Below are 26,048 nucleotides of genomic sequence, written 5' to 3'. Positions count from 1 at the left end.
CTCCCCGGGGTCGTCGTCCCCGGACTCTATCGCGCGCCGCCCTCTTTACAACGTTGCTTACAACGTTGTAGAAACCTGTGGTACGGGGTGACCGCAGTCACCCCGGGTACGACCAGGAAAGGTGGCACCCCTTGCGCAACGCCCGGCTGACGATCGATCCGGCCTTCGCGATCGGCCCCGCTGACCGGCGGCTCTTCGGCTCCTTCGTCGAGCACATGGGGCGCTGCGTCTACGGCGGGGTCTACGAGCCCGGCCACCCCACCGCCGACTCGCGCGGCCTGCGCGGCGACGTGCTCGCGCTCACCCGTGAGCTGGGCGTCTCCGTGGTCCGCTACCCCGGCGGCAACTTCGTCTCCGGGTACCGCTGGGAGGACGGCGTCGGCCCGGTCGGCGACCGCCCGCGCCGGCTCGACCTGGCCTGGAAGACCATCGAGACCAACGCCTTCGGGCTGGACGAGTTCATGACCTGGGCCGCCGAGGCCGACGTCGAGCCGATGATGGCGGTCAACCTGGGCACCCGGGGCGTGCAGGAGGCCTGCGACCTGCTGGAGTACGCCAACCACCCGGGCGGCACCCAGCTGTCGGACCTGCGCCGCAAGCACGGCGCCGAGGAGCCGTACGGGGTGCGGCTCTGGTGCCTCGGCAACGAGCTGGACGGCCCGTGGCAGGTCGGCCACAAGACCGCCGACGAGTACGGCCGGCTCGCCGCCGAGACCGCCCGGGCGATGAAGATGATCGACCCCTCGATCAGCCTGGTCGCCTGCGGCAGCTCCAACCGGCGGATGCCCACCTACGCCTCCTGGGAGGCGACGGTGCTGGAGCACACCTACGAGCACGTCGACTACATCTCCGCGCACACCTACTACGACCCGTCCGACGGCGACCGGGCCAGCATCCTGGCCTCGGCGGTGGACATGGACAACTTCATCCGCGAGGTGGTCGCCACCGCCGACCACGTGGCCGCCAAGCAGCGGCACCGGCGCAAGCTCAAGGTCTCCTTCGACGAGTGGAACGTCTGGTACGAGTCCCGGCTCAAGGCCGACCTGGACCGGCGCGGCTGGGTCGAGGCGCCCGCACTGATCGAGGACGACTTCACCGCGGTCGACGCGGTGGTCGTCGGTGACCTGCTGATCACCCTGCTCCGGCACGCCGACCGGGTCGGCGTCGCCTGCCAGGCACAGCTGGCCAACGTGATCGCCCCGATCCGCACCCGCACCGGCGGGCCGGCCTGGCGGCAGAGCATCTTCCACCCGTTCGCCCTCACCGCCCGGTACGCCCGGGGCACGGTGCTGCGCACCGAGCCGGTCACGCCGGACTACGAGACGAAGCGGTTCGGCGCGGTGCCGGTGCTGGACACCGTGGCGGTGCACGACGAGGAGTCCGGCGAGCTGACCGTCTTCGCGGTCAACCGGGGCTCCGACGATCTCCCGCTCGACCTCGACCTGCGCGGCCTGCCCGGCCTGCGCGCGGTCGAGCACCTGAGTCTCGCCGCCGGGGACGACCCGGAGGCGATCAACACCGAGGCCGAGCCCGACCGGGTGACGCCTCGCGCACTACCCACCCCCACCCTCGACGGCGGTCGGTGCTCCGTGCGCCTGCCCGCGGTCTCCTGGAACGTGCTGCGCTTCGCGTCTCGGCTCTGACCAGGGAATACTTTATCCCGTCCCCCAAGGAGAGAACCGCATGATGCACAACGAAATGAGCCGCCGGCGCCTGCTCGGGCTCGGCGTGGGCCTCGGCGCGGCCGCTTCGCTGACCCTGGCCGGTTGCGGCGGCGGCAGCGCCAGCAAGTCGACCGCGACCGGCAACGGTGGCAAGGAGTACACCGGCCCCAAGGTCTCGCTGAACCTGTGGAACGGCTTCACCGGCGGCGACGGCGACATCTTCAAGAAGCTGGTCGAGCAGTTCAACGCCGAGCACCAGAACATTGCGATCGCGGTGAACACCTACCGGTGGGACGACTACTACAGCAAGCTCCCCGGTGCGGTCTCCAGCGGCTCGGGCCCGGACATCGCGGTCATGCACATGGACCAGCTGGCCACCTTCGCCGCCCGCGGTGTGATCACCGAGCTGGACGACGTGGCCAAGGCCCTGGAGCTCAGCGAGAGCGACTTCGCGCCGACCGTCTGGAAGGGCGGGCTCTACAACAACAAGCGGTACGGCATCCCGCTGGACATGCACCCGCTCGGCTTCTACTACAACAAGGCCGTGATGCAGAAGGCCGGCCTGGACCCGAACAAGCCGCCGACCACCCGGGACGAGTTCACCGCCGCGCTGACCGAGCTGAAGAAGTCCGGCGTGCAGGGCTTCTGGATCAGCCCGTTCCAGTTCACCGGCGGCATGACGTTCTACTCGCTGCTGCACCAGTGGGGCGGCACCCTCTTCGACGCCGAGGTCACCAAGGCCACCTTCAACTCCGACCCGGCGGTCGAGGCGTGCACCTGGCTGGTCGACCTGATCAAGCAGGGGCACTCGCCGTCGAACGTCGGCCAGGACGGCGACTACCTCGCCCTCAAGAGCGGCAAGAACGCCTTCAACTTCAACGGCATCTGGCAGATCAACGACATCGCCAAGGACCCGAGCGCGCAGATCGGCGTCGCCGAGCTGCCGCAGATCGGCAGCCAGAAGGCCGCCTGGGCGAACTCGCACAACTTCACCATCGTCAAGCAGCGCAGCGCCGACAACAACAAGATCTCCGGCGCGAAGGTGTTCATCAACTGGCTCAGCGAGCACTCGCTGGACTGGGCGAAGGGCGGTCAGGTTCCGGCCCGCAAGGAGGTCCGGGAGGGTGCCGAGTTCAAGGCCATCCCGAACGTCGCCACCCTCGCCCCGGAGCTGGACTACGCGGCCTTCCCGCCGGCCGTTCCCGGGCTGGGCGAGGTGGTCACCACCTTCTACACCTCCTTCAACGAGGCCGTGCTGGGCAAGAAGTCGCCCAAGCAGGCCCTCGACGACGGCGCGGCCAAGGCGACCAAGCAGCTGGAGGACAACCGCAAGAAGTACGGGAGCTGATTTCCCGTGGCGGACGTGATCGAGGTCGGGGCGGCGCGCAAGGACGCGCCGCCCCCGGCGGGCGGGAAGAACCGCCGGGGCGCGACGGAGCGGGGCAGCCGCGCGACCCCGTACCTCTTCCTCGCGCCGTACCTGCTGCTCTTCCTGGCGTTCGGGCTGCTGCCGATCCTCTTCGGCGTCTGGCTGAGCGTCCACCAGTGGGATCTCCAACTGCCCAACCGGCCCTTCGTCGGGCTGGACAACTACCGTGACCTCTTCGACAGCGAGTCGGCCATCTACGGCGACTGGTGGTCCAGCGTCCGGGCCACCGCGATCTTCACGGTCTTCTCGGTGCCGCTGCTGGTGGTCGTACCGCTGGGGCTGGCGCTGCTGCTCAACCGGTCGTTCCCGGGGCGGACGTTCTTCCGGGCGCTCTACTTCGCGCCGTACGTGCTCGGGGTGGCGGTGATCGGCCTGCTCTGGCGCTTCCTGCTCGACGCCAACCTGGGCCTGGTCAACCGGCTGCTCGGCGCGGTCGGCCTGCCGTCGGACACCCCGTGGGTGACCGACGTGCCGTGGGCCTGGGTGTCGCTGGTCGGGGTGACCGTCTGGTGGACCTCCGGGTTCAACGCGGTGATCTACCTGGCCGGCCTGCAGGACATCTCGCCGGAGCTCTACGAGGCGGCGAGGATGGACGGGGCGAACGCCTGGGACCGGTTCCGCAACGTCACCCTGCCCGGGCTGCGCCCGGTCATGCTCTTCGTGCTGACCACCACGATCCTCGCCTCGGCGAACGTCTTCGGGCAGTCGTTCCTGATCACCCAGGGCGCGCCGGGCCAGCAGACCCGTACCGTGGTCTGGCGGATCGTCGACGAGGGGCTGCGGGACAACGACGCGGGCCGGGCCGCGGCGATGAGCATCGTCTTCGCGCTGGCGCTCACGGTGATCAGCATCGTCAACTTCCGGTTCTTCCGGTACCGGGAAGACTGAGGGGCCGACATGACGACTCTCCGCCGCTTCACGCGCTACGCGGTCCTGGTACTCCTGGCCCTGGTCTTCCTGACCCCGTTGCTCTGGATGGCGATCACCTCGGTGAAGACCTACGGCGACGCCCAGAAGATCCCGCCGAGCTTCGTGCCCCAGCCGTTCTCCACCTACGGCTACGAGCAGATCCTCGGCAACACCTCGAACCCGGTGCTGCGCTGGTTCGTCAACAGCATGCTGGCGGCCACCCTGCACGCGCTGCTGGTGCTGGTCACCGCCTCGATGGCCGCGTACGCGCTGGCCCGGCTCCGGTTCCGCGGCCGGGCGGTCAGCTTCGCGCTGATCGTCGGGACCCTGTTCATCCCGCCCACCTCGCTGATCATCCCGAACTTCGTGATCGCCGACCGGCTCGGCTGGCTGGACACCCTGACCGTGGTGATCGTGCCCGGCGCGGCCAGCGCGTTCGGGGTGTTCTTCCTGCGGCAGTTCTTCCTCAGCATCCCCGCCGAGTTGGAGGAGGCGGCGGTGCTGGACGGCGCCAACCACTGGCAGATCTTCACGCAGGTGCTGCTGCCGCTCTCCAAGCCGGCCCTGGCCACGCTGGCGGTGCTGTCGTTCCTGACCAACTGGAACGACTTCCTCTGGCCGATCTACGTGCTGTTCAGCCCGGAGCGGCTGACCCTGCCGGCGGGCCTGGGCCTGCTCCAGGGCGCCTACGTCAGCGACTACCCGGTGATCATGGCCGGGGCGGTGCTGGCCAGCGTGCCGGTGCTGATCCTCTTCGTGGCGGCCCAGCGGCACATCATCCAGGGCGTCTCGCGCAGCGGCCTGAAGGGATGAACGCCGGGCACACCCGGCTACGCGGTGCGGCGGCGGTTCTCGCCGCCGCACTGCTCGTCGCCGGCTGCGGCGAGAACGGTGCGGACGACCCAACGAGTACGCGGAGCGACCCGAGCATGTTCACCAACCCCGTGGTACGCGCCGACGCCCCCGACCCGCAGGTGATGCGGGCCGGCGACGCCTGGTGGCTGTTCCACACCAACAGCGGCGGCCGCAACGTGCCGGTGCGGCGCTCGGCCGACCTGGTCGCCTGGAGCGAGGCCGAGGACGCCCTGCCGGAGCTGCCCGACTGGGCGGACCCGGGGAAGACCTGGGCGCCGGAGGCAATTCAACTCGCCCCGGACCGGTACCTGCTCTACTACACCGTCGCCGGGCGGGATTCCGGCCGGCAGTGCGTGGGGCGGGCGGTGGCCGGCAGTCCGCAGGGGCCGTACCGGGACGACTCGACCGAGCCGTTCATCTGCCAGGCCGAGCTGGGCGGGGCGATCGACGCCAGCCCGTTCCGGGACACCGACGGCAGCCTCTGGCTGCTCTGGAAGAACGACGGCAACGCGATCGGGGTCGACACCTGGCTCTGGTCGCAGCGCCTCTCCGACGACGGGCTGAAGCTCATCGGCGAGCCGACGAAGCTGCTGAAGCAGACCGAGCCGTGGGAGGGCACCCTGATCGAGGGCCCGTTCTTCCACCGCCACGACGGGCGGTTGTATCTCTTCTTCGCCGCCAACGCGTACGACCGGGCCACGTACGCCGAGGGCTACGCCGTCTGCGAGAGCCCGACCGGCCCCTGCGTGAAGGCCGCCGAGAACCCGATCCTGAAGACCAACGAGGTCGCCTCCGGCCCCGGCCACGCCTCGATGGTCGTCAAGGACGGCCGGACCTGGCTGGTCTACCACGCCTGGCCGCCCGGCCAGGAGGGCAGCACGGACCCCGGCCGCCAGGTCTGGCTCGACGAGGTCACCTGGGAGAACGGCAAACCCGTCGTGAAGGGCCCCACCGCCACCCCCCAACCCCGCCCCTGACACCCCACACCCCCGCCCGTCGAGGGGGGTGGGTCAGCTGGTGGGGGTGGGAGTGCGGGGGGTGGGGGCGGGGTTGGCGGTGGCGAGGCGGTTGCGGCGGTAGCCGTAGCCGAAGTAGATGAGCGCGCCGAGCAGCATCCAGATCAGGAACCGGATCCAGGTCTCCACCGACAGGTTGAGCATCAGGTAGAGGCAGGCGAGCGCCGAGACGATCGGCAGCACCGGGGAGAACGGCACCTTGAACGGCCGGTCCAGGTCGGGGCGCTTGCGGCGCAGGATCGGCACCGCGACCGAGACCAGCACGAACGCGCAGAGCGCGCCGATGCTGACCAGGTCGGCCAGGGCCGACAGCGGCAGGAAGCCGGCGAGCAGCGCGACCGCCACCGTCATCACCGCGGAGATCCGGTACGGGGTGCCCCAGCGGGGGTGCACCTTGGCGATCGACGGCGGGATCAGGCCGTCCCGGGAGATGGCGAAGCCGATCCGGCCCATGGCCACCAGGTCGACCAGGATCACGCTGGTCAGGCCGGCGATGGCCGCGATGGAGACCAGCACGCCGGCCCAGCCCGCGCCGGCCGCCTTGAAGGCCGAGGCGATCGGGGCGCCCCGGTCGATCTCGGTGTACGGCACCATGCCGACCACGACCAGCGAGACGCCGATGTACAGCACGGTGGAGATCAGCAGCGTGCCGAGCAGGCCCAGGGTGAGGTCACGCTTGGGACGGCGGGTCTCCTCGCCGAGGTTCGCCACCGCCTCGAAGCCGGTGTACGCGAAGAAGACCACCGCGGCGGCGCTGAGCACCCCGACGAAGCCGAAGACCGAGGGCTCCAGCCCGAACAGCGCCTGGGTGACGGGCTGCTTGATGCCGTCGTCGGCGGCGCCGGCGGGCTCCGCGGGCGGGATGAACGGGGTGAGGTTGGCGGCTTTCACGAAGAACAGCCCGGCGGCCACGATGAAGACGCAGATGGCGACCTTGACCAGCACCAGCAGGTTGGTGACCCGGGCGGACTCCCGGATGCCGACGATGGCGACCACGCCGAGCAGCAGCACGATGCCGATCGCGCCGAGGTTGACCACGCTGCCCTCCTCGCCGAACCAGGCGGTGGGCAGGCCGAAGAGTTCCGCGAGGTAGCCGGACCAGCCCCGGGCCACCACCGCCGCGCCGAGGGCGAACTCCAGCAGCAGGTCCCAGCCGATGATCCAGGCGACGATCTCGCCCATCGTCGCGTACGCGTAGGTGTAGGCGCTGCCGGCGGTCGGCACGCTGGAGGCCAGCTCGGCGTAGCAGAGCGCGGCGAGCAGCGCGACCACCCCGGCGATGGCGAACGAGATCACCACGCCGGGCCCGGCGCTGTCCCGGGCCTCGATGCCGGTCAGCGTGAAGATGCCGGTGCCGATCACGATGCCGATGCCGAAGCCGGTGAGGTCGCGCGCGCCGAGGTGGCGCTTCAGCCCGGGCTTGCCGTCGCCCCCGTCGGCCTCGCCCTGGGCCAGCACGTCCTTGATCGGTTTGGTGCGCAGCACGGACACCGGCGTTCACCCCTTCCTTGACCGCCCCGTGGCGGCCGGTGACCGGCGATGCTACCCAGCACAGACCCTCGCCAATCACCACTTCACGGGCCGATCGGGCGCCGACCGGGCGTGTGGGGACCGTCACGGATCGCACCGTGGCCGGCTCGGCCACCCCGGGCGAGTTTGCCGGTATCCGGACATCCAGGTCGGACCCTTGCGCGAAGCCCATCAGGTGTGAAAATTTCCTACCAGCGGTAGATAGCCGCTGGCGAATCTTGCCACGGACGCCGCGACAACCGGGAGCCCGACGAAGGGACACACCGCATGAAGGCAACTCGGCTCCGAGCCGCCGGGCTGGCCGTGGCACTGCTCGGCGCGCTGGTCGCCGGCTCGCCCGCGAGCGCCGCACCGGACACGGCGGCCACCGAACCCGCCACCACCGACTGCATCACCGACCCGGCCACCCCGAAGCGCCAGTTCCGGGCCATGTGGATCGCGTCGGTCACCAACATCGACTGGCCCAGCAAGGCCTCGCAGACCGCCCCTGACCAGGTCGCCAAGCAGCAGGCCGAGTACCTGGCCTGGCTCGACCTGGCGCAGAAGCTCAACCACAACGCCGTCGTCGTCCAGGTCCGGCCGACCGCGGACGCGTTCTGGCCGTCGCCGTACGAGCCGTGGTCGGAGTACCTCACCGGGGTGCGCGGCCAGGACCCGGGCTGGGACCCGCTGAAGTTCCTCGTCACCGAGTCGCACAAGCGGAACCTGGAGTTCCACGCCTGGTTCAACCCGTACCGGGTCTCCATGCCGGCACCGGGTGGCGCCGGCGCGGACCTCACCAAGCTCGCGCCGAACCACCCGGCGCGGCAGCACCCGGAGTGGACCTTCGCCTACCCGCCGGCCGGCGTGGCCGGCAGCCGGCTCTACTACAACCCCGGCATCCCCGAGGTCCGCGAGTTCGTCCAGACCGCGATGATGGACGCGGTCAACCGGTACGACGTCGACGGCGTGCACTTCGACGACTACTTCTACCCGTACCCGAGCGGCACCCACCAGGTGCCGGACGACGCCACCTTCGCCGCCCACAACCGGGGCTTCACCGACAAGGCGGACTGGCGGCGGGACAACATCAACCTGCTGATCCAGGAGATGAACGCCAAGATCAAGGCGGTCAAGCCGTGGGTCAGGTTCGGGGTCAGCCCGTTCGGCATCTGGCGTAACAAGTCCGCCGACCCGCTGGGCTCGGACACCACCGGCAGCCAGTCGTACGACATCATCTCCGCCGACACCCGCAAGTGGATCAAGCAGGAGTGGATCGACTACGTGGTGCCGCAGCTCTACTGGTACATCGGCCAGTACCCGGCCGCCGACTACGCCCGACTGGTGCCGTGGTGGGCCGAGACGGTACGCGGCACCCGCGTGCAGCTCTACATCGGCCAGGCCGACTACAAGAGCGGTGACCCGGTGTACGGGCCGTTCTGGCAGAACCCGCGCGAGCTGTCCGACCATCTGACGCTCAACCGGTCGTACCCGGAGGTGCTCGGCAACGTGCACTTCTCGGCCGTGCAGGTACGGGCCAACCGACTCGGCGCCACCGACATCTACGCCGCCGAGCACTACTCCCGGCCGGCGCTGGTGCCGGCGATGCCGCACCTGCCCGCCAAGCCGCTGCTGCCCCCGGTGGTCACCGGGGCGGAGCGGTCCGACGACGGGGTGCGGCTGAGCTGGCGGCAGCCGGCCGACGGCCGGGGCCCGTTCGGCGACGCCACCTCGTACGCGGTCTACCGCTTCGACTCGGGCGAGCGGGTGGACGCCTGCGGCTTCGCCGACGCGTCCCACCTGGTCGGCACCCTGCGCGCCGACGACGCCACCGCGGTGCAGTCCTTCGTGGACGCCACGGCGGAGCCGGGGCGGACGTACACGTACCACGTGACCGCGCTGGACCGACTCTGGAACGAGAGCCTGCCCAGCCCGGCGCGGGTGGTGCGCTGACCCAGCCGCGAATGCCCCGGGCGGTCGCCGCCCGGGGCATTCGTCTGTTTCATCGTCTGTCATCAATAGTACCCGCCGGTAACACATCGAGTTATGGGAATTGCTCGAAACTGGTCCGACCCACGGTGACCCACCGGTCACCGGTCGTAGGCCACCCCCGCGGAGGTACCCGAATGCCCAGACGACTTGCCACCCTCTTCGCCGCCGGCGCGTTCGCACTGCTCGCCATGCTCGGCGTGAGCTCGCCCGCGTTCGCGGTGACCCCTGAGCAGAAGCTCTCGGTGCTCTCCAGCTGGACCCAGACCAGCGCCACCAGCTACAACGCCTGGAACTCCGCCCGGCTGAACAAGGCCGCCTGGGCCGACTACGCCTTCGACTGGTCCACCGACTACTGCTCGTCCAGCCCGGACAACCCGCTCGGGTTCAACTTCAGCCTCTCCTGCTACCGGCACGACTTCGGCTACCGCAACTACAAGGCGATGGGCCAGTTCTCGGCCAACAAGTCCCGCCTCGACAGCGCCTTCTACGCGGACCTGAAGCGGGTCTGCGCCACGTACAACATCGTGGTCCGGCCGGCCTGCTACAGCCTGGCCTGGACGTACTACGAGGCGGTCAGCGTCTTCGGTTCCGTCGCCGCCGTCCAGCAGTCCGACATCGACCGGGCCGCCCGGATGAAGGCCGACGCGGAGCGCCGCGCCGCCCTGCGCGGCTGACCCCGCCGCCGTCGACTCCGCCGGGCGTCCCAGACCGGGGCGCCCGGCGGTGTCAGGCCCGCTCCCGGCGGTCCAGCTCCTGCCGGCCCGGGCCACCCTGCCGGGGCGCGGCCGCCCCGGCGGTGCGGAACCGGATCGAGTCCGCCCCCAGGTCGGGGTGCTCCACCGCCAACGCCAGCGCCGCCGCCTCCTCCAGGCCCAGCTCGCCCCCCTCGCCGTACGCGGCGTCGAAGGCGGCGTCGCCGAGCACCCGGCGCAGCTCGGCCTGGCGCTCCAGCCAGTAGCTGCCGTAGATGCCCGGCGTGGCCCGCAGTTGCGCCCGGGTCGCCTGCGCCGCGCCGAAGAGCCGGGCGGCGGTGCTCAGCTCACCGCCGGCGGCGCAGCGGACCGCCACCGCGTTGACCGTGTCGCAGGCCCGGCCGTGGTAGCCGTGGCTCATCCGGGACCGGAGCGCCACCAGCAGGTGCTCGTGCGCGGCGACCAGGTCGCCCCGGGCCAGGGCGACCATGCCGAGCAGCATGTCCACCGACCGCCGGCCCCGCTCGACCGGTCGCGCCGCCTCCACCGGGCGGGCCGCGCCGAGCAGCTCCGCCGCCTCGTTCAGCGCGCCCCGCCGCCACAGCAGCTCGGCCAGGTTGTAGATCGCGAAGAGCGCGTCGCCGGTCACCTGCTGCTCGTGCGCCCAGTCGATCACCTCGCGACAGACCCGCTCCGCCTCGGCGAACTGCCCCATGTCGATCAGCGGCGCCGCCCGCCCGGCCAGCACCCGGGCGAGCAGCCCGGCGTCACCGGCCTGCCGGGCCGCCGCCTCCGCCCGCTGCGAGTAGCGCAGCTCCTCGGCGAACTCCCCGTCCGCACCGGCGTGCAGCGAGTGCAGGTGGTACGCCGCCGCCAGCTCCGCCTCCGGGATCGCCTCGCCGGTCTCGGCGATCCGCCCGTAGAGCCGGAACAGCCAGAGCCGCGCCTCCCGGGGCAGCCCCCGCTCCCGCCACCACTGGTCCAGCCCGCCGGCCAGCCGCAACCCGGCCCGGGCGCTGCCCCCGGTGGCGCACCACCGCAGGGCGGCCCGCAGCTCACTGGCCAGCGGGTCGAGCGCGTACAGCGAGAGGGTCACCGGTCGGCCGTCCGGGCCCAGGTGGGCGCGCTCCAGCGCGTGCGCCGACCAGGCGACGTGCCGGTCCCGCGCGGCCTGCTCCTCGCCGGCCTCCACCAGCCGGCGGGCCGCGTACGCCCGGATCGGGTCGAGCATCCGGTAGGTGCTGCCCGACGCGTGCGGCTCGGCCAGCAGCATCGACTTGTCCACCAGCACCGACAGCGGGTCGAGCGGGTCGTCGTCGAGCAGCCACTCCACCGTGGACAGCTCCACCGGACCGGCGAAGACCGCCAACCAGCGCAGCAGCCGCGACGCGCGCGGCCCCAACGTCCGGTACGACCAGGTGACCGTCGCCTGCATGGTGAGGTGCCGCTCGGTGGCGGAACGCTGCACCGCCCGGTGCGCGGCCGACGGGGGCACGGCCCCGGCCGCCGCGGCGACCAGGTCCACGGTGTCCTGCTGGTTGCCCATCCAGCCCCGGTCCGCCGGCGGCTCCGGCACGACCCGCCCGGCGTCCAGGGTGCCGAGCACGTCGTCGAGGCGGGCGGCGAGCTGCCCGGCGGAGAGCACCCGGAGCCGGGCGGCGGCCAGCTCGATCGCCAACGGGAGGCCGTCCAGCCGCCGCACCACCCGGCGCAGGTCACCGGCCTCCGCCCAGTCCGGCGGCCGGCCGCCCCGGGCCGCCGCCGTCCGGTCCAGCAGCAGCGCCACCGCGTCGCTCTCGGTACGCCCCGGCTGCGGGTCCACCGACAGCGGCGGGATGCGCCAGACCACCTCGCCCGGCAGGCCGAAGGATTCCCGGCTGGTGGCCAGCACCCGCACCCCGCTCCCGCCGGCGAGCAGCCGGGAGATCACCTCGGCGCAGGCCGCGGGCTGGGCGTCGCAGGTGTCCAGCACCACCAGCATCTGCCGGGCGGCGGCGTACTCGACCAGGGTGTCCAGCATCGGGCGGCCCGGCTCGGGCCGCAGCCCGAGCACCGCGGCGACCGCGAACGCCACCAGCCCCGGGTCGGTGACCGTGGCGATGTCGACGAACCAGACGCCGTCCGGGTACGCCTCGACCATCCCGCCGGCCAACTCGACGGCCATCCGGGTCTTGCCGGCGCCGCCGGCCCCGAGCACGGTGACCAGCCGGTGCCGGCGTACCAGCAGGTCGAGCTCCGCGCGCTCGGTCTCCCGGCCGATGAAGGAGGTGACCTGGGTGGGCAGGTTGTGCGGCACCGCGTCGGCGGTGCGCGGCCGGGGGAACTGCCGTTCCAGGCCGGGCGCGACGAGCTGGAAGAGCCGCTCCCGGTCGTCGAACCCGCGCAGCCGGTGCAGGCCGAGGTCGAGCAGGGACGCGCCGGACGGCAGCGGTTCGGCGTGCCGGGCGGTCGCCGCCGAGCAGAGCACCTGCCCGCCGTGGGCGGCGGCGGCCACCCGGGCGGCCCGGTGCACCTCGGGGCTGGCGTACTCGCCGTCGCGCGGCTCCGCGTAGCCGGTGTGCAGCCCCATCCGCACCTTGGGGGTGGCCTCCGGGGTGGGCCAGTCGTGGGTGGACAGCGCGCGTTGGGCGGTCAGGCAGGCGGTCAGCGCCGCCGCCGCGTCGGGAAAGGCGAGGAAGAACGAGTCGCCCTCGGTCAGCAGCTCCGCGCCGTCGGTGCCGGCGAGGGTGTCCCGGAGCAGCCGGCGATGCTCCCACAGCACGGGGCGGTAGCCCGACCCGAGCAGCTGGGCCAGCCGGGTCGAACCCTCGATGTCGGTGAACACGAAGGTCACCCACCCGCTCGGGAGGTGGATCCGTGGCGACATGCGTGGAACCTCCGCCCCTGACGTCGGCTTCATGCTGCCCTATGGTCGGGCCGTCACGCATCGTGAGAACGGCCGGGCGGCGTCCGCCCCAAGGTGCCATTGCCGCCGGTCAGCGGCAAGGTCTGCGCCGCCGAACGGGCCGGTCGTGGCCGCTCAGCAGCAGCCGCCACCGCCGCAGCAGCCACCGGCCGGCGCCGGCGGGGCGCCGCCCACCGGTCCACCACCGCCCCGGCCGGTCACCGCGACGGTGGAGAGCAGCTTGACCGTGTCGGCGTGTCCCTGTGGGCAGGACGCCGGATCACCGGCCCGGGCCATCGGGCGGTTGACCTCGAAGGTGTCGCCGCAGGCGCGGCAGCGGAACTCGTACCGGGGCATGCTCCCAGCGTACGGCCGGGCCTGACGGTCGCACCCGGATGGGTGATACTCGACGGGTGGCGAGCGGCGAGGAACCATCGACGGTGCGACCCCTGCGACCGGCGACGCCGCCCGACGGGCCGCTCGGCAGCTCCGGCGCCGCGCCGGACCCGACCCCGGTTCCCCGTCCCCGCCGCCCCTTCCTCGACCCGTCCGCCGCCGAAGCGTCGACCGCGACCGCCGCCGGCAGCGCGCCGACCACCGTGGAGTCGACCGACGGTGGCGCGGCGCAGGCCGGGCCGGGAGCGCACGGCACGGCGAAGGCGGGCGCCGGAACGACCGATGTGGCGGCGGCCGGCCGGGAGGACGCCGGCGCGAGCAAGGCCGGCGCGGACAAGACCGCCGAGACGAGCACCGGCGCGGACAAGACCGCCGAGACGAGCAAGGCCGGCGCGGACAAGACCGGCGCCGAAGCCGCGGCCACCCCCACAGACGGCTCGGAGAAGGACCTAGCCAAGGACGGCGCGAACGCGGCCAAGGACGGCGCGGAGCCGGCGAAGGACGATGCCAAGGCCGGCGGCGAGCCGGGACGGCGTCGCCGAGTGCCGTTCGCGCACGCCGTGCGGTTCCCCCCGCCCCGGCAGGCGGTCGTCGGCGCGGCCCGGGCCACCCGGGCCTGGTCCCGACGCCCGAGCGGCCGGCTGACCCTGCCCGGGGTGTTCCTCGTCGCGCTGGTCGCCGCCACCGCGGTGGTGGGCGCCGTGGTGGTGCCGTCGGCCGTCCGGTCGCCGAAGCCGGTGGCCGTGGACGCGACCGACGGCGCCGTGGTCGTACCCGCGCCGGGTGCGCTGCCCGGCGCGACCGCCGTGCCGGTGCTGCCCGGCGGGACCGCGCTCCCCGGGCTGCCGCCCGCGACCGCGCTGCCCGGCGGCGTGCCGCCGACCGGGCCGGTCGCCCCGCCCGTCACCGGCCGCCCGGCGGACGCCCTGGCCGCCTGGGCCCAGACCACCGGCGCGCGGGTCGACATCTCGCCGGTGGCCATGCAGGCGTACGGCTACGCCGAGCTGGTACTCGCCGAGACCAACCGCAGCTGCCAGCTGAGCTGGACCACGCTCGCCGCGATCGGGTACGTCGAGTCGCGGCACGGGCAGGCCAACGGCGCCAGCCTCCAGTCGACCGGCCGGGCCGAACCGGAGATCATCGGCGACCCGCTCGACGGGCAGGGCGGCCGGTCCCGGATCACCGACACCGACCGGGGGCTCTTCGACCGGGACACCGTCTACGACCGGGCGATCGGGCCGATGCAGTTCATCCCCACCACCTGGCAGGAGATCGGCGTCGACGCCGACAACGACGGCCGCAAGGACCCGCACGACCTGGACGACGCGGCGCTCGCCGCCGCCCGGTACCTCTGCAAGGGCGGGCGGAACATGACCATCCCCGGCGACTGGTGGGGCGCGATCCTGTCCTACAACGATGTGCGCCGGTACGCCCAGGATGTCTTCGACAAGGCCAACCAGTACGGGGTGGCCAGCCGTACGTGACGTGATCGTTCGCATACATTGCCGGACCGGACACTTCCCCCCGGCAGCCGATGACGGCAAGCTAGACGGGTGATGGTGCGCGAGTGGGATCCCCGGACCGCGTCGTCCGACGAGGTCGCGTCCGTGCTGGACACGCTGAACGCGGTCCTGGCGGCGGATCTCCCGCAGGACCCGCCCTGGCGGGAGAGTTCCCTGCGGGAATACCTCTCCGAGGTGATGCCGGGTGAGCGGCGGATCTCCTGGGTCGCCCAGGCGGAGCCCGGGTCGGACGGCGAGCCCGGCCCGATCCTCGGCCACGTGCACGTGCTGCTGCTCGGCGACATCGGCGTGCTGGAGGTGCTGGTGCACCCCGACGTCCGGCGTTCCGGGCTGGGCCGTGAGCTGGTCCTGCTCGCCGCCCGCCGGGTCTACCAGGAGGGCTTCCAGTCGATCGGCGTCGAGGTGGTCGGTGACACGCCGGCCGTCGCCTTCTACGAGTCGCTCGGCTTCACCCGGGAGTACGTCGAGACCCGCAGCGTGCTCGACCTCGGCGCGGTGGACTGGCCGGCGCTGGCCGAGATGGCCACCGGCATCGGCGCCGGCTACCACCTGGAGTTCTGCCCGGGCGGCCCGCCGGACGACCTGATCGAGGCGTACGCGCGGGCCAAGGCCGAGGTGCGCGACGTCGATGACGGCGAGCTGCGCCCCAGCTCGTACGACCCGCAGCGGCTGCGGGACAGCCTGGACACGCTGCACCGGCGGGGCATGAAGCCGTACATCGTGCTGGCCCTGCACGAGCACAGCGGCGAGGTCGCCGGGCTGACCGAGGTGGTGGTGCCGGCGCAGCACCCCACCCGGGCCGACCAGTACGACACGATCGTGGTGCAGGACCACCGCGGCTACGGCATCGACCGGGCGATCAAGGCCCGGATGCTGCTGGAGCTGCGCTCGGCCGAGCCCACGCTGGCCGAGGTGCAGACCTGGAACGCCCAGGCCAACGAGGCGATGCTCAAGGTGAACGCCGAGCTGGGCTACCGCCCCGACCGGGAGTGGTGCGAATACAGCGTGGACGTCGCCGAGCTGGTGCACCGACTCGACGCCGCCCGCTGACCGCGAGTTCACCACACCGCCCCCGGCGGGGGATGGACGGCGGCCAGCAACGACACTTAACGTGCGTTAGTCCCCGTCCACCCATCGTGGAGGCCTTATGCGCCCGCGCCGCAGATACGCCGCGCTCGCAACCGCCGCCGCCGTCACCCTTCCGGTCATCGGCGTCGCACCCACCGCGGCCATCGCCGCGCCCACCGACCTGTTCATCTCCGAGTACGTCGAAGGCTCGTCGAACAACAAGGCGATCGAGCTGTTCAACGGCACCGGCTCCCCGGTCGACCTCGCCACCGGCGGCTACCAGCTCCAGCTCTACTTCAACGGCTCGACCACGCCGACGAACGTCGCGCTCAGCGGCACCGTCGCCGCCGGCGACGCCTTCGTCTTCGCCGCCTCCTCGGCCGCCCCGGCGGTCCTCGCCCAGGCCGACCAGACCACCGGCGCGTCGCTGTTCAACGGGGACGACGCGATCGTGCTGCGCAAGGCCGGCGCGGTGCTCGACTCGATCGGCCAGGTCGGCGTCGACCCCGGTACCGAGTGGGGCAGCGGGCTGACCAGCACCGCCGACAACACGCTGCGGCGGCTGCCGTCGGTCTCCATCGGGGACACCGACCCGTCCGACGCGTTCGACCCGGCCGCCCAGTGGACGGGCCTGCCGAGCGACACCTTCGACGGTCTGGGCGCGCACACCGTGGACGGCGGCGGCCCGGTCGACCAGCCGGCCACGCTCAACTGCGGCGGCGCGCTGACCCTGGAGGCCGGCGCGACCGCCACCCGCCAGGTCACCGCCACCGACCCGGACGACACGATCACCGACCTCGCCGTCACCTCGGTCAACCCGACGCCGGCCACCGGCTCGATCAGCCGGACGGCCTTCACCCCGGCCACCGCCGCCGGCGGGACCGCCACCGCCACGGTCACCGCGACCGGCCTGCCCGCCGGGGCGTACGCGGTGACGCTGACCGCCAATGACGCCGAGGGCGGCACCGCCACCTGCACGCTGACCGTCCAGGTCACCACCGTGCTCTCGGTCGGCGAGGTGCAGGGCCCGACCCGGGACGACGAGAACGGCCACACGGACCGCTCCCCGCTCGCCCCGGCCAGCGGCAACGGCACCAGCTCCACGCTGTACGACGTGCGCGGCGTGATCACGCAGAAGTCGCTCACCCGCACCTCGGCCGGCGCCGACCAGTACGGCTTCTACCTGCAGAGTCGTACGGGCGCCGAGGACGGCGACCCGCTCACCTCGGACGGCCTCTTCGTCTTCACGGGCTCGTTCACCACGCTGATCGGCGGCTACGCGCCGACCGTCGGCGACGAGGTGGTGCTGCGCGGCCGGGTGTCGGAGTTCTTCAACCAGACCCAGCTCTCGGGCGCCTCGCTGGTGCGCAAGCTGGACTCCGGCCTGGACGTGAACACCGCCGTCGCGGTGGACGACGCGGTCCCGCCGGCCGAGGCGGCCGACGCGAATCGGTTCTGGGAGCGACACGAGGGCACCCGGATGCGGGTCCGATCGGGCAGCGGGGTGTCCGCCCCGCGCCACATCTTCGCCTCCACCGCCGACTCCGAGATCTATGTGGTGGACCGCGAGGACCCGATCATGAAGCGGACCGACCCGTACGCCCGGCGGGTGTTCCGGGACGCCCACCCGCTGGACGACATCCCAGGCACCCTCTTCGACAACGGCAACAACCAGCGCGTCCTGCTGGGCGCGGGCGGGGTCAAGGCCACGGCCGGCGACTCGGCCGCACTGCTGCCGCCGGCCCGCACCTTCGACACCCTCGCCACGGACGCGTTCGGCGCGGTCTCCTACGGCTTCAGCAAGTTCACCGTGCAGCCGGAGACGCTCTCCCTCACCGCGGGCGCCGACCCGTCGGCGAACAACCCGCCGCAGCCGGCCGACCGCAACCGTGAGGTCGCCGTCTCGACCTACAACGTGGAGAACCTGTACGACTTCCGGGACGACCCGTTCGACGGCTGCGACTTCACCGGCAACCCCGGCTGCACCGGGGTCCGGCCGCCGTTCGACTACGTGCCGGCCGACGAGGCCGACTACCGGGAGCACCTGGCCGCGCTCGCCGACCAGATCCGCACCGACCTGCACTCCCCGGACCTGATCCTGGTGCAGGAGGCCGAGGACCAGGACATCTGCACGGTCTCCGGCACCGAGCTGGCCTGCGGTGACAGCAACGACGCCGACGGCGCTCCGGACACCCTCCAGGACCTGGCGCTGACGATCGCGGCCGCCGGTGGCCCGGCCTACGCCGCCGCGTACGACCGGACCGGCGCGGACGCCCGGGGCATCACCTCCGCGTTCCTCTACCGCACCGACCGGCTCTCGCTGGCCGAGGCGACCGCCACCGACCCGCTGCTCGGCGCCACGCCGACGGTGGAGTACCGGTCGGCGGGGCTGCCGTCCAACGCGGACGTGCAGAACCCGAAGGCGCTCAACGCGCAGCTGCCCGCCGACACGGACACCTCGACGGGCAAGGACGGCGACAACGTCTTCACCCGCGCCCCCCAGCTGGGCAAGTTCGTGGTGCGGGCGACGCCGGACGGCTCGGAGTCCTACCTGCTGTACGCGCTGAGCAACCACTACTCGTCCGGCCCGGACACCAGGGTCGGACAGCGGACCGAGCAGGCGACGTACGGTGCCGCGATCGTCACCGCGATCGAGGAGTCGGACCCGCACGCCCGGGTGGTCTACGGCGGCGACATGAACGTCTTCCCCCGCCCGGACGACCCGATCGCCACCGCGGCGAACCCGACCCCGTCGGACCAGCTCGCCCCGCTCTACGAGGTCGGCCTGCACAACCTCTGGGACGACCTGGTCGCGGACGTGCCGGCGGCGGCGTACTCGTACACCTTCAGCGGGCAGGCGCAGACGCTGGACAGCATCTTCGTCAACGACGCGCTCCACGCCGACCTGGTGCAGGTGCGGACGGCGCACGTCAACGCCGACTGGCCGTCCGACGTCAGCGGCGACGGGTCGCGTGGCGCGAGCGACCACGACCCGTCGGTCGCGCGGTTCCGCGCCCAGCCGTCGCTGCGGGTCGGCGACGCCTCGGTGGTCGAGGGCGACAAGGGCGACAGCACGCTGACGTTCACCGCGACCGTGTCGCGGCCGCTGTCGGTGCCGACGACGATCTGTGCCGCCGCCGTCGGCCTGACCGCCACGGCCGGGTCGGACTTCGACCCGTACGTCGGCTGCAAGGTCCTGCCCGCCGGGCAGACCTCGCTGGCCTTCCCGGTGACCGTGCGCGGTGACCGGAAGGTCGAGGCGGACGAGAAGATCGCGTTCGCGGTCGCCGGCCCGCTCAACCTGCGGTTCGCCGACCCGCTGGCGGTCGGCACCATCACGAACGACGACTGACAACGTTCGACGTACGGGCGACGGCCCGCCGACCCGGGTTCTTCCCGGGACGGCGGGCCGTCTCAGTACCGCTCCCGCATGTCCTTCGGCGGCGGCAGGTGGCGGTGTTGCGCCACTCGCACCTCCCATTGGCTGCGGCGCCGGCGGGCCTCCCGGTCGATCGGGCAGCGGTGGAAGGTCTCCGGCGGCCGGGCCAGGCCGTAGATGTCGCCCCACCACTCCCCCGGCTCGGGGTCGAGGATGGTGTCCAGGTGGGAGGGGTATCGACGCCCCGCGCCGTCGCGGGTGTCGTCCCAGTCCGCCATCGGCTGGATGACCCGGCCGTCAGGGTCGACCACGGCGAGGTAGAGGCCCGCCGCGCCGAGCAGCCGTTCCAGCACCGCGAGACTGGGAGTCATCTCCCCCGTCTCCACTCGGCCCACCGTCGACGGGGCGACCCTCGCGAACCGGGCCATCTGGCGCTGCCCCAGGCCGGCGATGCGTCTGGCCTTGCGGACCAGCCCGGCGATCGGAAACTGGCCGACGGTGGGGCCGGTGGGCGGCGGGTCGAGCGCGGAAGCCATGCCGGCACCCTGCCGGCCGCCCTCCACCGGCAGCAATCCCTGTGGACGGGGCTGTGGAAAACCCGTGCCGCTGTGGTGGAGGCTGACGCACTGGCCGGCCGCCCGGATCCACCGACCACCCCCCTCGGACGCTTTGCTCTGCTGCCCCGACGGCAACACTGGAAGCGCTCCACCGTTGCGGGGGCGGCAGCAGAGCAAAGCGTGCGGGACAGGGAGGTGGCGGCAGCGGCCGAGTACAGGGCGTGCGCCACGGGCAGGGGCCGACTACGCCACAGGCAGGGGCGCTGACTACCGCCGCAGGCGAGGGGCCGCCGACGCCACAGGTAGGCACACCACCACTTACGCGACAGGACAGCGGCCGGCGGCAGCCGCCGGCGGGGCTACCGGTTGGCCGGGTTCACCGTCGCGGGCTCGGCGCCCGCGCCGGCGCTCAGTAGCGCTGGCGGAGCAGCTGGGCGGCCTCGACCGCCCAGTAGGTGAGGATGATCTGCGCGCCGGCCCGGCGGATCGAGGTGAGTGTCTCCAGGATCACCCGCTCCCGGTCGATCCAGCCGTTCGCGGCGGCCGCCTCGACCATCGCGTACTCGCCGGAGACCTGGTAGGCGGCGACCGGGACGTCCACCGCGGCCCGGACCGCCGCGACCACGTCGAGGTAGGGCAGCGCCGGCTTGACCATCACCATGTCGGCGCCCTCGGCGACGTCCAGCTCGACCTCGCGCAGCGACTCCCGCAGGTTGGCCGGGTCCTGCTGGTAGGTGCGGCGGTCGCCCTCCAGCGCCGACTCGACGGCGTCGCGGAACGGACCGTAGAAGGCCGAGGCGTACTTCACCGCGTACGCCAGCACCGCGACGTCCTGGTGACCGGCGGCGTCGAGGGCCCGGCGGACCACGCCGACCTGGCCGTCCATCATTCCGGACGGCCCGACCACGCCGACCCCGGCGGCGGCCTGGGCCACCGCCATCTCGGCGTACGCAGCCAGGGTGGCGTCGTTGTCGACGCCGCCGTCCGGGGTGAGCAGCCCGCAGTGCCCGTGCGAGGTGAACTCGTCCAGGCAGAGGTCGCTCATCACCACGGTGGCGTCGCCCACCTCGGAGACGATGTCCCGGATGGCGACGTTGAGGATGCCGTCCGGGTCGATGCCGCCGGAGCCGGTCGCGTCCCGCGACGCCGGCACCCCGAAGAGCATGATCCCGCCCACCCCGGCCTGGACCGCCTCGACGGCGGCCTTGCGCAGCGAGTCCCGGGAGTGCTGGAGCACTCCCGGGAGCGACGCGATGGCCCGTGGCTCGGTCAGCCCCTCCTTGACGAACATCGGCACGACCAGTTCGGCCGGGTCGACGCGGGTCTCGGAGACCAGCCGCCGCACGGCCGCGTTACGGCGCAGCCGGCGGGGCCGGATCTCGGGGTACGGCACGACAGCCTCCTGTCAGCGGAACCTCAGAGCGGTCGGCCCCTGCACCTTCGAGCCGCGGCGCTGCTTGGCCGGCATGGCGGCCAGCTTCTCGCGCAACTCGACGGCGTAGGCGGCGAGCGCCTCCACCAGGTCGGGCACCGAGGCGTGCGCAGGCTGCACGTCGACCCGCAGGCCGAACTCCGTCGCCGTCTCCGCCGTCTTGGGCCCGATGACTGCAACAACGGTACGCGCGTGCGGCTTCCCGGCGATACCGACCAGGTTCCGGACGGTGGAGGACGAGGTGAAGAGCACCGCGTCGAACCCGCCGGACTTGATCGCGTCCCGGATCTCGGCGGGCGGCGGGGCGGCCCGGACGGTCCGGTACGCGGTCACGTCGTCGACCTCCCAGCCGCGCTCGGTGAGCCCGGCGGCGAGCGTCTCGGTGGCGATGTCGGCGCGCGGCAGCAGCACCCGGCCCACCGGGTCGAGGATCTCGTCGTGCGGCGAGAACTCGGCCAGCAGCCCCTCGGAGGACTGCTCCCCGGACGGGATCAGCTCCGGCTGGATGCCGAAGGCGCGCACCGCGTCGGCGGTCGCCTCGCCGATGCAGGCGATCTTGACGCCGCCGAAGTGGCGGGCGTCCAGGCCGTGCTCGGCGAACTTCTCCCAGACCGCCCGGACGGCGTTGACCGAGGTGAAGATCACCCAGGCGTACCGGCCGTCGACCAGGCCCTTGACCGCCCGCTCCATCTGGGCGGGGGTGCGCGGCGGCTCGACCGCGATGGTCGGCACCTCGCACGGGATCGCCCCGTACGCGCGCAGCCGGGCGCTCATCGCACCGGCCTGCTCCTTGGTGCGGGGCACCAGCACCTTCCAGCCGTACAGCGGGCGGTTCTCCCACCAGCTCAGCTTGTCGCGCTGGGCGACGCCCTCACCGACGGTGAGCACGACCCGGCCGGTGAAGCCGAGCGCCGCCGCGACGAAGGAGTCGACGGTCGACGTGGTGGTGTACTGCGTCTCGCCGGTGCCGTCGCCGGTCACCCCGACGCCGGTGGTGCCGTCCACCCCGGCGGCCAGCAGGCCGTCCCGGATGGCGGCGAGGTCGCCCGCGTCGACCGCGAGGGCCAGCGAGCCCCGGCCGACGGCCGCGGCCAGCGCGTCGAAGTCCAGCGTGCTGACGTCCTCGACGTCGGCGGCGGTGCGCACGCCCGGCAGCGGAACACCGGCGTACGTGGCGACACCCTCGGCCTGGCCGACCCCCGGGACCACCTCGAAGTGCGCGGCGGTACGCGCCACCGCCTGCACCTCCTTGACCACCGAGTCGTGGCCGAACGGGTCACCGGCGACCAGGTGCACCGCGTTCAGCCCGGACCGGGCGGCGGAGATGAGCACCTTGGCCACGTCGCCCGGCGCACCCTCGGCGGGCGTGAACTGGGCGTCGGACCTGGCCTGGGCGCGGACGGCGTCGAGCAGCGACTCGGGGACCCCCCGGTCGTACACCACCTGGTCGGCGTCGACCAGGGCGTCGTGCGCCCGGCGGGTCAGCAGGCCCGGGTCGCCGGGGCCGGCCCCGACGAACGCGATCCGGCCTACGGGCTTACGGGTGCGGGTCATTCTGTGCTCCCAAATTGCTGGGTCCCCGGGCCGGTGTGTCCTTCGTGGCCGAGGATCGAGTCGGCGCCGAGTTCGAGGAGTTCGGCGGCGAGTGCCTTGCCGATCTCCGCCGCGTCGGCGGGCGTACCGGTGCGGGACAGCCGGAGGTCTCGGGTACCGTCCGGGCTGATCACCGCCCCGCGCAGGTAGATCTCATCACCGGCGTCGCCCTCGGCGAGTTCGGCGTAGGCGGCGACCGGAGCGGAGCATCCGGCCTCCAGGGTGGCCAGCAACGCCCGTTCCGCGGTGACCGCGGCCCGGGACGGTGCGTGGTCGAGCACCGCGAGCAGCTCGACCAGGTCGTGGTCGTCGGCCCGGCACTCCACCGCCAGCGCGCCTTGGGCGGGCGCGGGCAGCATCAGCATCGGGTCGAGCGTTTCGGTGATCACGTCGGTCCGGCCCAGCCGGGCCAGGCCGGCCCGGGCCAGGACGACGGCGTCGAGGTCGGCCTCCGGGCCGAGCACCCGCCGCAGGCGGCTGTCCACGTTGCCCCGCATCGGGGTGACCTCCAGCTGCAACCCGAGGGCGTGCAGCTGGGCGATCCGGCGCAGCGCGCCGGTGCCGACCACGGCGCCCGGCGGCAGCTCGGCGAGGGTACGACCGCCCGTGGCGACCAGCGCGTCGCGCGGGTCCTGCCGGGGCGGCACCGCCGCGATGTGCAGCCCGGCCGCCGCGGCGGTGGGTAGGTCCTTGTACGAGTGCACCGCGAGGTCGATGGTGCCGGCGGTCAGCGCGTCGCGCAGCGCGGAGACGAAGACGCCGACGCCGAGCCGGTGCACCGGGGCCGACGAGCGGTCACCGGCGGTGACCACCTCGACCAGCTCGACCTCGCGGCCGGTGGCCGCGGTCAGGGCCTCGGCGACGTGGCCGGACTGGGCCATCGCCAGGGCGCTGCCCCGGGTACCGAGGCGCAGGGGCGTGCTCATCGCTCACCTCCGGTGGGCGGGACGTCGACGACGTCGAAGGAAGGCCGGCCGTCGGCGTTCTCGACGACGTCGGGAACGGTGTCGACCGGCGAGGTCTGCGGCACCTGGAGGTCGAACAGCTCCCGCAGCAGGGCGGCGTACTGGTCGCCGCCGGGCTCGGCGGCGAGCTGGCGGACCCGCACGGTGGGCTGGTGCAGCAGCCGCTGCACCACCCGGTGCACCGTCCGGGCGACCTCGGCGCGCTGGTCGTCGTCGAGGTCGGGGCGGCGCTGGGCGAGCCGGCGCAGCTCGGCGGTGACCACGTCGTCGGCGCGGCCCCGCAGCGCGGCCACGGTGGGCGCCACGTCGGCCCCGCGCAGCCAGCTCAGGAACGACTCGACCTCGCCCGCGACGATCCGGGCGACCTCGGCGGCGTCGGCGGCGGCGGGCCCGTCGGCGAGGAGCGCGGCCATCCGGTCGATGTCGATCACCTCGACGCCGGGCAGGTCGGCCACCCCGGGCTCGACGTCGCGCGGCACGGCCAGGTCGAGCAGGACCAGCGGGCCCCGCTCCGCGTCGCGGCCGGCCAGCGCCCGGGTGACCCGGTCGAGGGTGAGGACCGGTTCGGTGGCCGCGGTGGCGGCCACTACGATGTCCACTGTGGAGAGCGCGTCGACGAGCTCGGCCATCGGCACGGCGTTCGCCCCGTACGACTCGGCCAGGCGTACCGCCCGGTCGGCCCCCCGGTTGGTGACGGTGAGCGGCCCGGCGCCCAGCCGGGACAGCGTCGCCACGCCCAGCGCGCCCATCGCGCCCGCGCCGACCACCATGGCGGGGCGGCCGGAGAGCTCGCCGTCGAGGTGATCGGCGGCCAGGTCCAGCGCGGCGGTGACCACGCTCTGCCCGGCGCGGTCGATGTTCGTCTCGGCGTGCGCCCGCTTGCCCACCCGCAGCGCCTGCTGCATCAGCTCGTGCAGCAGCCGCCCGGCCGAGTCGGCCCCGGTGGCCCAGTGGTACGCGTCGCGCAGCTGGCCGAGGATCTGCGCCTCGCCGACCACCATCGAGTCCAGCCCGGCGGCGACCCGGAAGACGTGGTCGACCGCGGCGGCGTCGTAGTGCACGTAGAGGTGGCTGGCCAGCGCCGCCGGCGGGGCGCCGGCCTGGTCGGCGAGGACGGCGCAGATGTCGCCGAGACCGCCGTGGAAACCGGACACGGCGGCGTAGACCTCCACCCGGTTGCAGGTGGAGACCAGCACCGCCTCGGCGACGTACGGCTGGGCGATCAGGCGGTCCAGCGTGCGGGTGAGGTCGGCGGGGGCGACCGCCAGCTGTTCCAGGGTGGCGACGGGGGCGGTGCGGTAGGACGCGCCGACGACGAGCAGTTTCACGTGCCGATCGCCTCCTGGGTATCGGTGGCCGCGAGCCCGCCGGGCAGAGCGGTGAGGGCGGACCCGCCGGTGGCGGGGAGCGCGGTCAGCGACGCCTTGCGGTGCTCGTGGAAGGACAGGATCTGCAGCTCGATGGCGAGGTCGACCTTGCGCACGTCGACCCCCTCCGGCACCGAGAGTACGCACGGCGCGAAGTTCAGGATGCTCGTCACGCCGACGGCGACGAGCTGGTCGGCGACCGGCTGGGCGGCCGAGGCCGGGGTGGCGATCACGCCGATCGAGATCAACTCCTCGGCGGCCACCCGGGCGAGGTCGTCGACGTGCTGCACGACCAGGCCGTTGATCACCTCGCCGACCCGGGACGGGTCCGCGTCGAAGAGCGCGGCGATCCGGAAGCCCCGGCTGGCGAAGCCGTCGTAGCCGGCCAGAGCGTGACCGAGATTACCCACTCCGACCAGGGCGACGGCCCGGCACTGGGTGAGCCCGAGCACGTACTCGATCTGCTCGATCAGCAGCGTGACGTCGTAGCCCACGCCCCGGGTGCCGTACGAGCCGAGGTGGGAGAGGTCCTTGCGGAGCTTGGCCGAGTTGACCCCGGCGGCGCTGGCCAGCCCCTCGCTGGAGACGGTCTCGTGACCGCTGTCGGCGAGGTTGTGCAGCGCGCGGAGGTACTCGGGGAGCCGCGCGACGGTCGCCTCCGGAAGATCCGGGAGCGCCGGTACGGCACCGGCGCGGCCGGGCGCGCCAGGGTGACGGTGCTGACTCATGAGACTCCGTGCGGTGCGATCCTCGGCCAGCTCCGGTGCCCGGCCGTTTCGGGACCCCCGCTCGCGGCCGAGAGTGCCGGCCGTGCTAGC

The 26,048-nt window shown here is 73.0% G+C and carries 19 protein-coding genes; 10 read left to right on the top strand and 9 right to left on the bottom strand.

The window, feature by feature from the left end; all coding sequences use genetic code 11:
- Positions 1-131 precede the first annotated feature (131 nt).
- From arfA to FHX75_RS19650, 5 genes are read left to right on the top strand one after another with little or no spacing between them, the layout of a single operon-like run.
- A complete protein-coding gene (gene arfA, locus FHX75_RS19670) occupies positions 132-1,643 on the top strand; it encodes an arabinosylfuranosidase ArfA (protein WP_154941733.1) in 1,512 nt (503 codons plus the stop codon).
- Between the two features lie 40 nt (positions 1,644-1,683).
- Positions 1,684-3,012, top strand: a complete 1,329-nt coding sequence (locus tag FHX75_RS19665) for an ABC transporter substrate-binding protein (protein WP_154941732.1) — start codon at positions 1,684-1,686, stop codon at positions 3,010-3,012.
- Between the two features lie 6 nt (positions 3,013-3,018).
- Positions 3,019-3,981, top strand: a complete 963-nt coding sequence (locus FHX75_RS19660; RefSeq protein ID WP_154941731.1) for a carbohydrate ABC transporter permease — start codon at positions 3,019-3,021, stop codon at positions 3,979-3,981.
- A 9-nt stretch (positions 3,982-3,990) separates the two neighbouring features.
- Positions 3,991-4,815, top strand: coding sequence for a carbohydrate ABC transporter permease (locus FHX75_RS19655; RefSeq protein WP_154941730.1), 825 nt, complete (start codon positions 3,991-3,993; stop codon positions 4,813-4,815).
- Complete coding sequence (locus FHX75_RS19650; RefSeq protein WP_154941729.1) at positions 4,812-5,834, top strand: glycoside hydrolase family 43 protein; 1,023 nt, start codon at positions 4,812-4,814, stop codon at positions 5,832-5,834. Before FHX75_RS19655 ends, FHX75_RS19650 begins: the two co-directional genes overlap by 4 nt.
- Before the next feature lie 33 nt (positions 5,835-5,867).
- Here the strand turns inward: FHX75_RS19650 and FHX75_RS19645 are convergent, their stop codons facing one another.
- The gene (locus tag FHX75_RS19645) at positions 5,868-7,364 is read right to left on the bottom strand and encodes an amino acid permease (protein WP_154941728.1); all 1,497 of its coding nucleotides are present in this window, start codon (positions 7,362-7,364) and stop codon (positions 5,868-5,870) included.
- 306 nt (positions 7,365-7,670) lie between these two features.
- On the opposite strand from FHX75_RS19645, the gene FHX75_RS19640 reads away from it, so the two are divergent.
- On the top strand, positions 7,671-9,335 hold the full coding sequence (locus FHX75_RS19640) for a glycoside hydrolase family 10-like protein (protein ID WP_154941727.1): 1,665 nt from the start codon (positions 7,671-7,673) through the stop codon (positions 9,333-9,335).
- Positions 9,336-9,508: 173 nt separating this feature from the next.
- Complete coding sequence (locus FHX75_RS19635) at positions 9,509-10,048, top strand: phospholipase (protein ID WP_154941726.1); 540 nt, start codon at positions 9,509-9,511, stop codon at positions 10,046-10,048.
- Between the two features lie 52 nt (positions 10,049-10,100).
- On the opposite strand, the gene FHX75_RS19630 is transcribed toward FHX75_RS19635, so the two are convergent.
- Together FHX75_RS19630 and FHX75_RS19625 are read right to left on the bottom strand one after the other, a co-directional pair.
- Positions 10,101-12,932, bottom strand: coding sequence for an ATP-binding protein (locus FHX75_RS19630; RefSeq protein ID WP_154941725.1), 2,832 nt, complete (start codon positions 12,930-12,932; stop codon positions 10,101-10,103).
- Between the two features lie 153 nt (positions 12,933-13,085).
- Entirely contained in the window at positions 13,086-13,307 is a 222-nt protein-coding gene (locus FHX75_RS19625; protein WP_154941724.1) for an FmdB family zinc ribbon protein, read from the bottom strand.
- A gap of 38 nt (positions 13,308-13,345) precedes the next feature.
- Between FHX75_RS19625 and FHX75_RS19620 the strand changes: the two genes are divergently transcribed.
- From FHX75_RS19620 to FHX75_RS19610, 3 genes are all read left to right on the top strand, one after another.
- Positions 13,346-14,830 carry a lytic murein transglycosylase gene (locus tag FHX75_RS19620; RefSeq protein ID WP_154941723.1) on the top strand — a complete coding sequence of 495 codons (1,485 nt, stop codon included), beginning with the start codon at positions 13,346-13,348 and terminating at the stop codon, positions 14,828-14,830.
- Between the two features lie 72 nt (positions 14,831-14,902).
- Positions 14,903-15,919, top strand: a complete 1,017-nt coding sequence (locus tag FHX75_RS19615; protein WP_154942055.1) for a GNAT family N-acetyltransferase — start codon at positions 14,903-14,905, stop codon at positions 15,917-15,919.
- Positions 15,920-16,016: 97 nt separating this feature from the next.
- A complete protein-coding gene (locus FHX75_RS19610) occupies positions 16,017-19,289 on the top strand; it encodes a lamin tail domain-containing protein (RefSeq protein ID WP_154941722.1) in 3,273 nt (1,090 codons plus the stop codon).
- Positions 19,290-19,351: 62 nt separating this feature from the next.
- Here the strand turns inward: FHX75_RS19610 and FHX75_RS19605 are convergent, their stop codons facing one another.
- From FHX75_RS19605 to FHX75_RS19580, 6 genes are all read right to left on the bottom strand, one after another.
- A complete protein-coding gene (locus FHX75_RS19605; RefSeq protein ID WP_154941721.1) occupies positions 19,352-19,852 on the bottom strand; it encodes a helix-turn-helix domain-containing protein in 501 nt (166 codons plus the stop codon).
- Between the two features lie 430 nt (positions 19,853-20,282).
- On the bottom strand, positions 20,283-21,266 hold the full coding sequence (hemB, locus tag FHX75_RS19600; protein WP_154941720.1) for a porphobilinogen synthase: 984 nt from the start codon (positions 21,264-21,266) through the stop codon (positions 20,283-20,285).
- A 12-nt stretch (positions 21,267-21,278) separates the two neighbouring features.
- Positions 21,279-22,859, bottom strand: a complete 1,581-nt coding sequence (locus FHX75_RS19595) for a bifunctional uroporphyrinogen-III C-methyltransferase/uroporphyrinogen-III synthase (RefSeq protein WP_154941719.1) — start codon at positions 22,857-22,859, stop codon at positions 21,279-21,281.
- The gene (gene hemC / locus FHX75_RS19590; RefSeq protein ID WP_154941718.1) at positions 22,856-23,824 is read right to left on the bottom strand and encodes a hydroxymethylbilane synthase; all 969 of its coding nucleotides are present in this window, start codon (positions 23,822-23,824) and stop codon (positions 22,856-22,858) included. Before hemC ends, FHX75_RS19595 begins: the two co-directional genes overlap by 4 nt.
- Entirely contained in the window at positions 23,821-25,191 is a 1,371-nt protein-coding gene (locus FHX75_RS19585; protein WP_154941717.1) for a glutamyl-tRNA reductase, read from the bottom strand. Before FHX75_RS19585 ends, hemC begins: the two co-directional genes overlap by 4 nt.
- Entirely contained in the window at positions 25,188-25,958 is a 771-nt protein-coding gene (locus FHX75_RS19580) for a redox-sensing transcriptional repressor Rex (protein WP_154941716.1), read from the bottom strand. The genes FHX75_RS19585 and FHX75_RS19580 overlap by 4 nt, the downstream gene beginning before the upstream one ends.
- Positions 25,959-26,048 lie beyond the last annotated feature (90 nt).

Source organism: Micromonospora palomenae (assembly GCF_007829925.1).
In the GTDB taxonomy this organism is placed as follows: domain Bacteria; phylum Actinomycetota; class Actinomycetes; order Mycobacteriales; family Micromonosporaceae; genus Micromonospora; species Micromonospora purpureochromogenes.
Note: the sequence above shows the minus strand (reverse complement) of the source record. Positions and strands in the feature narration are given on the sequence as shown.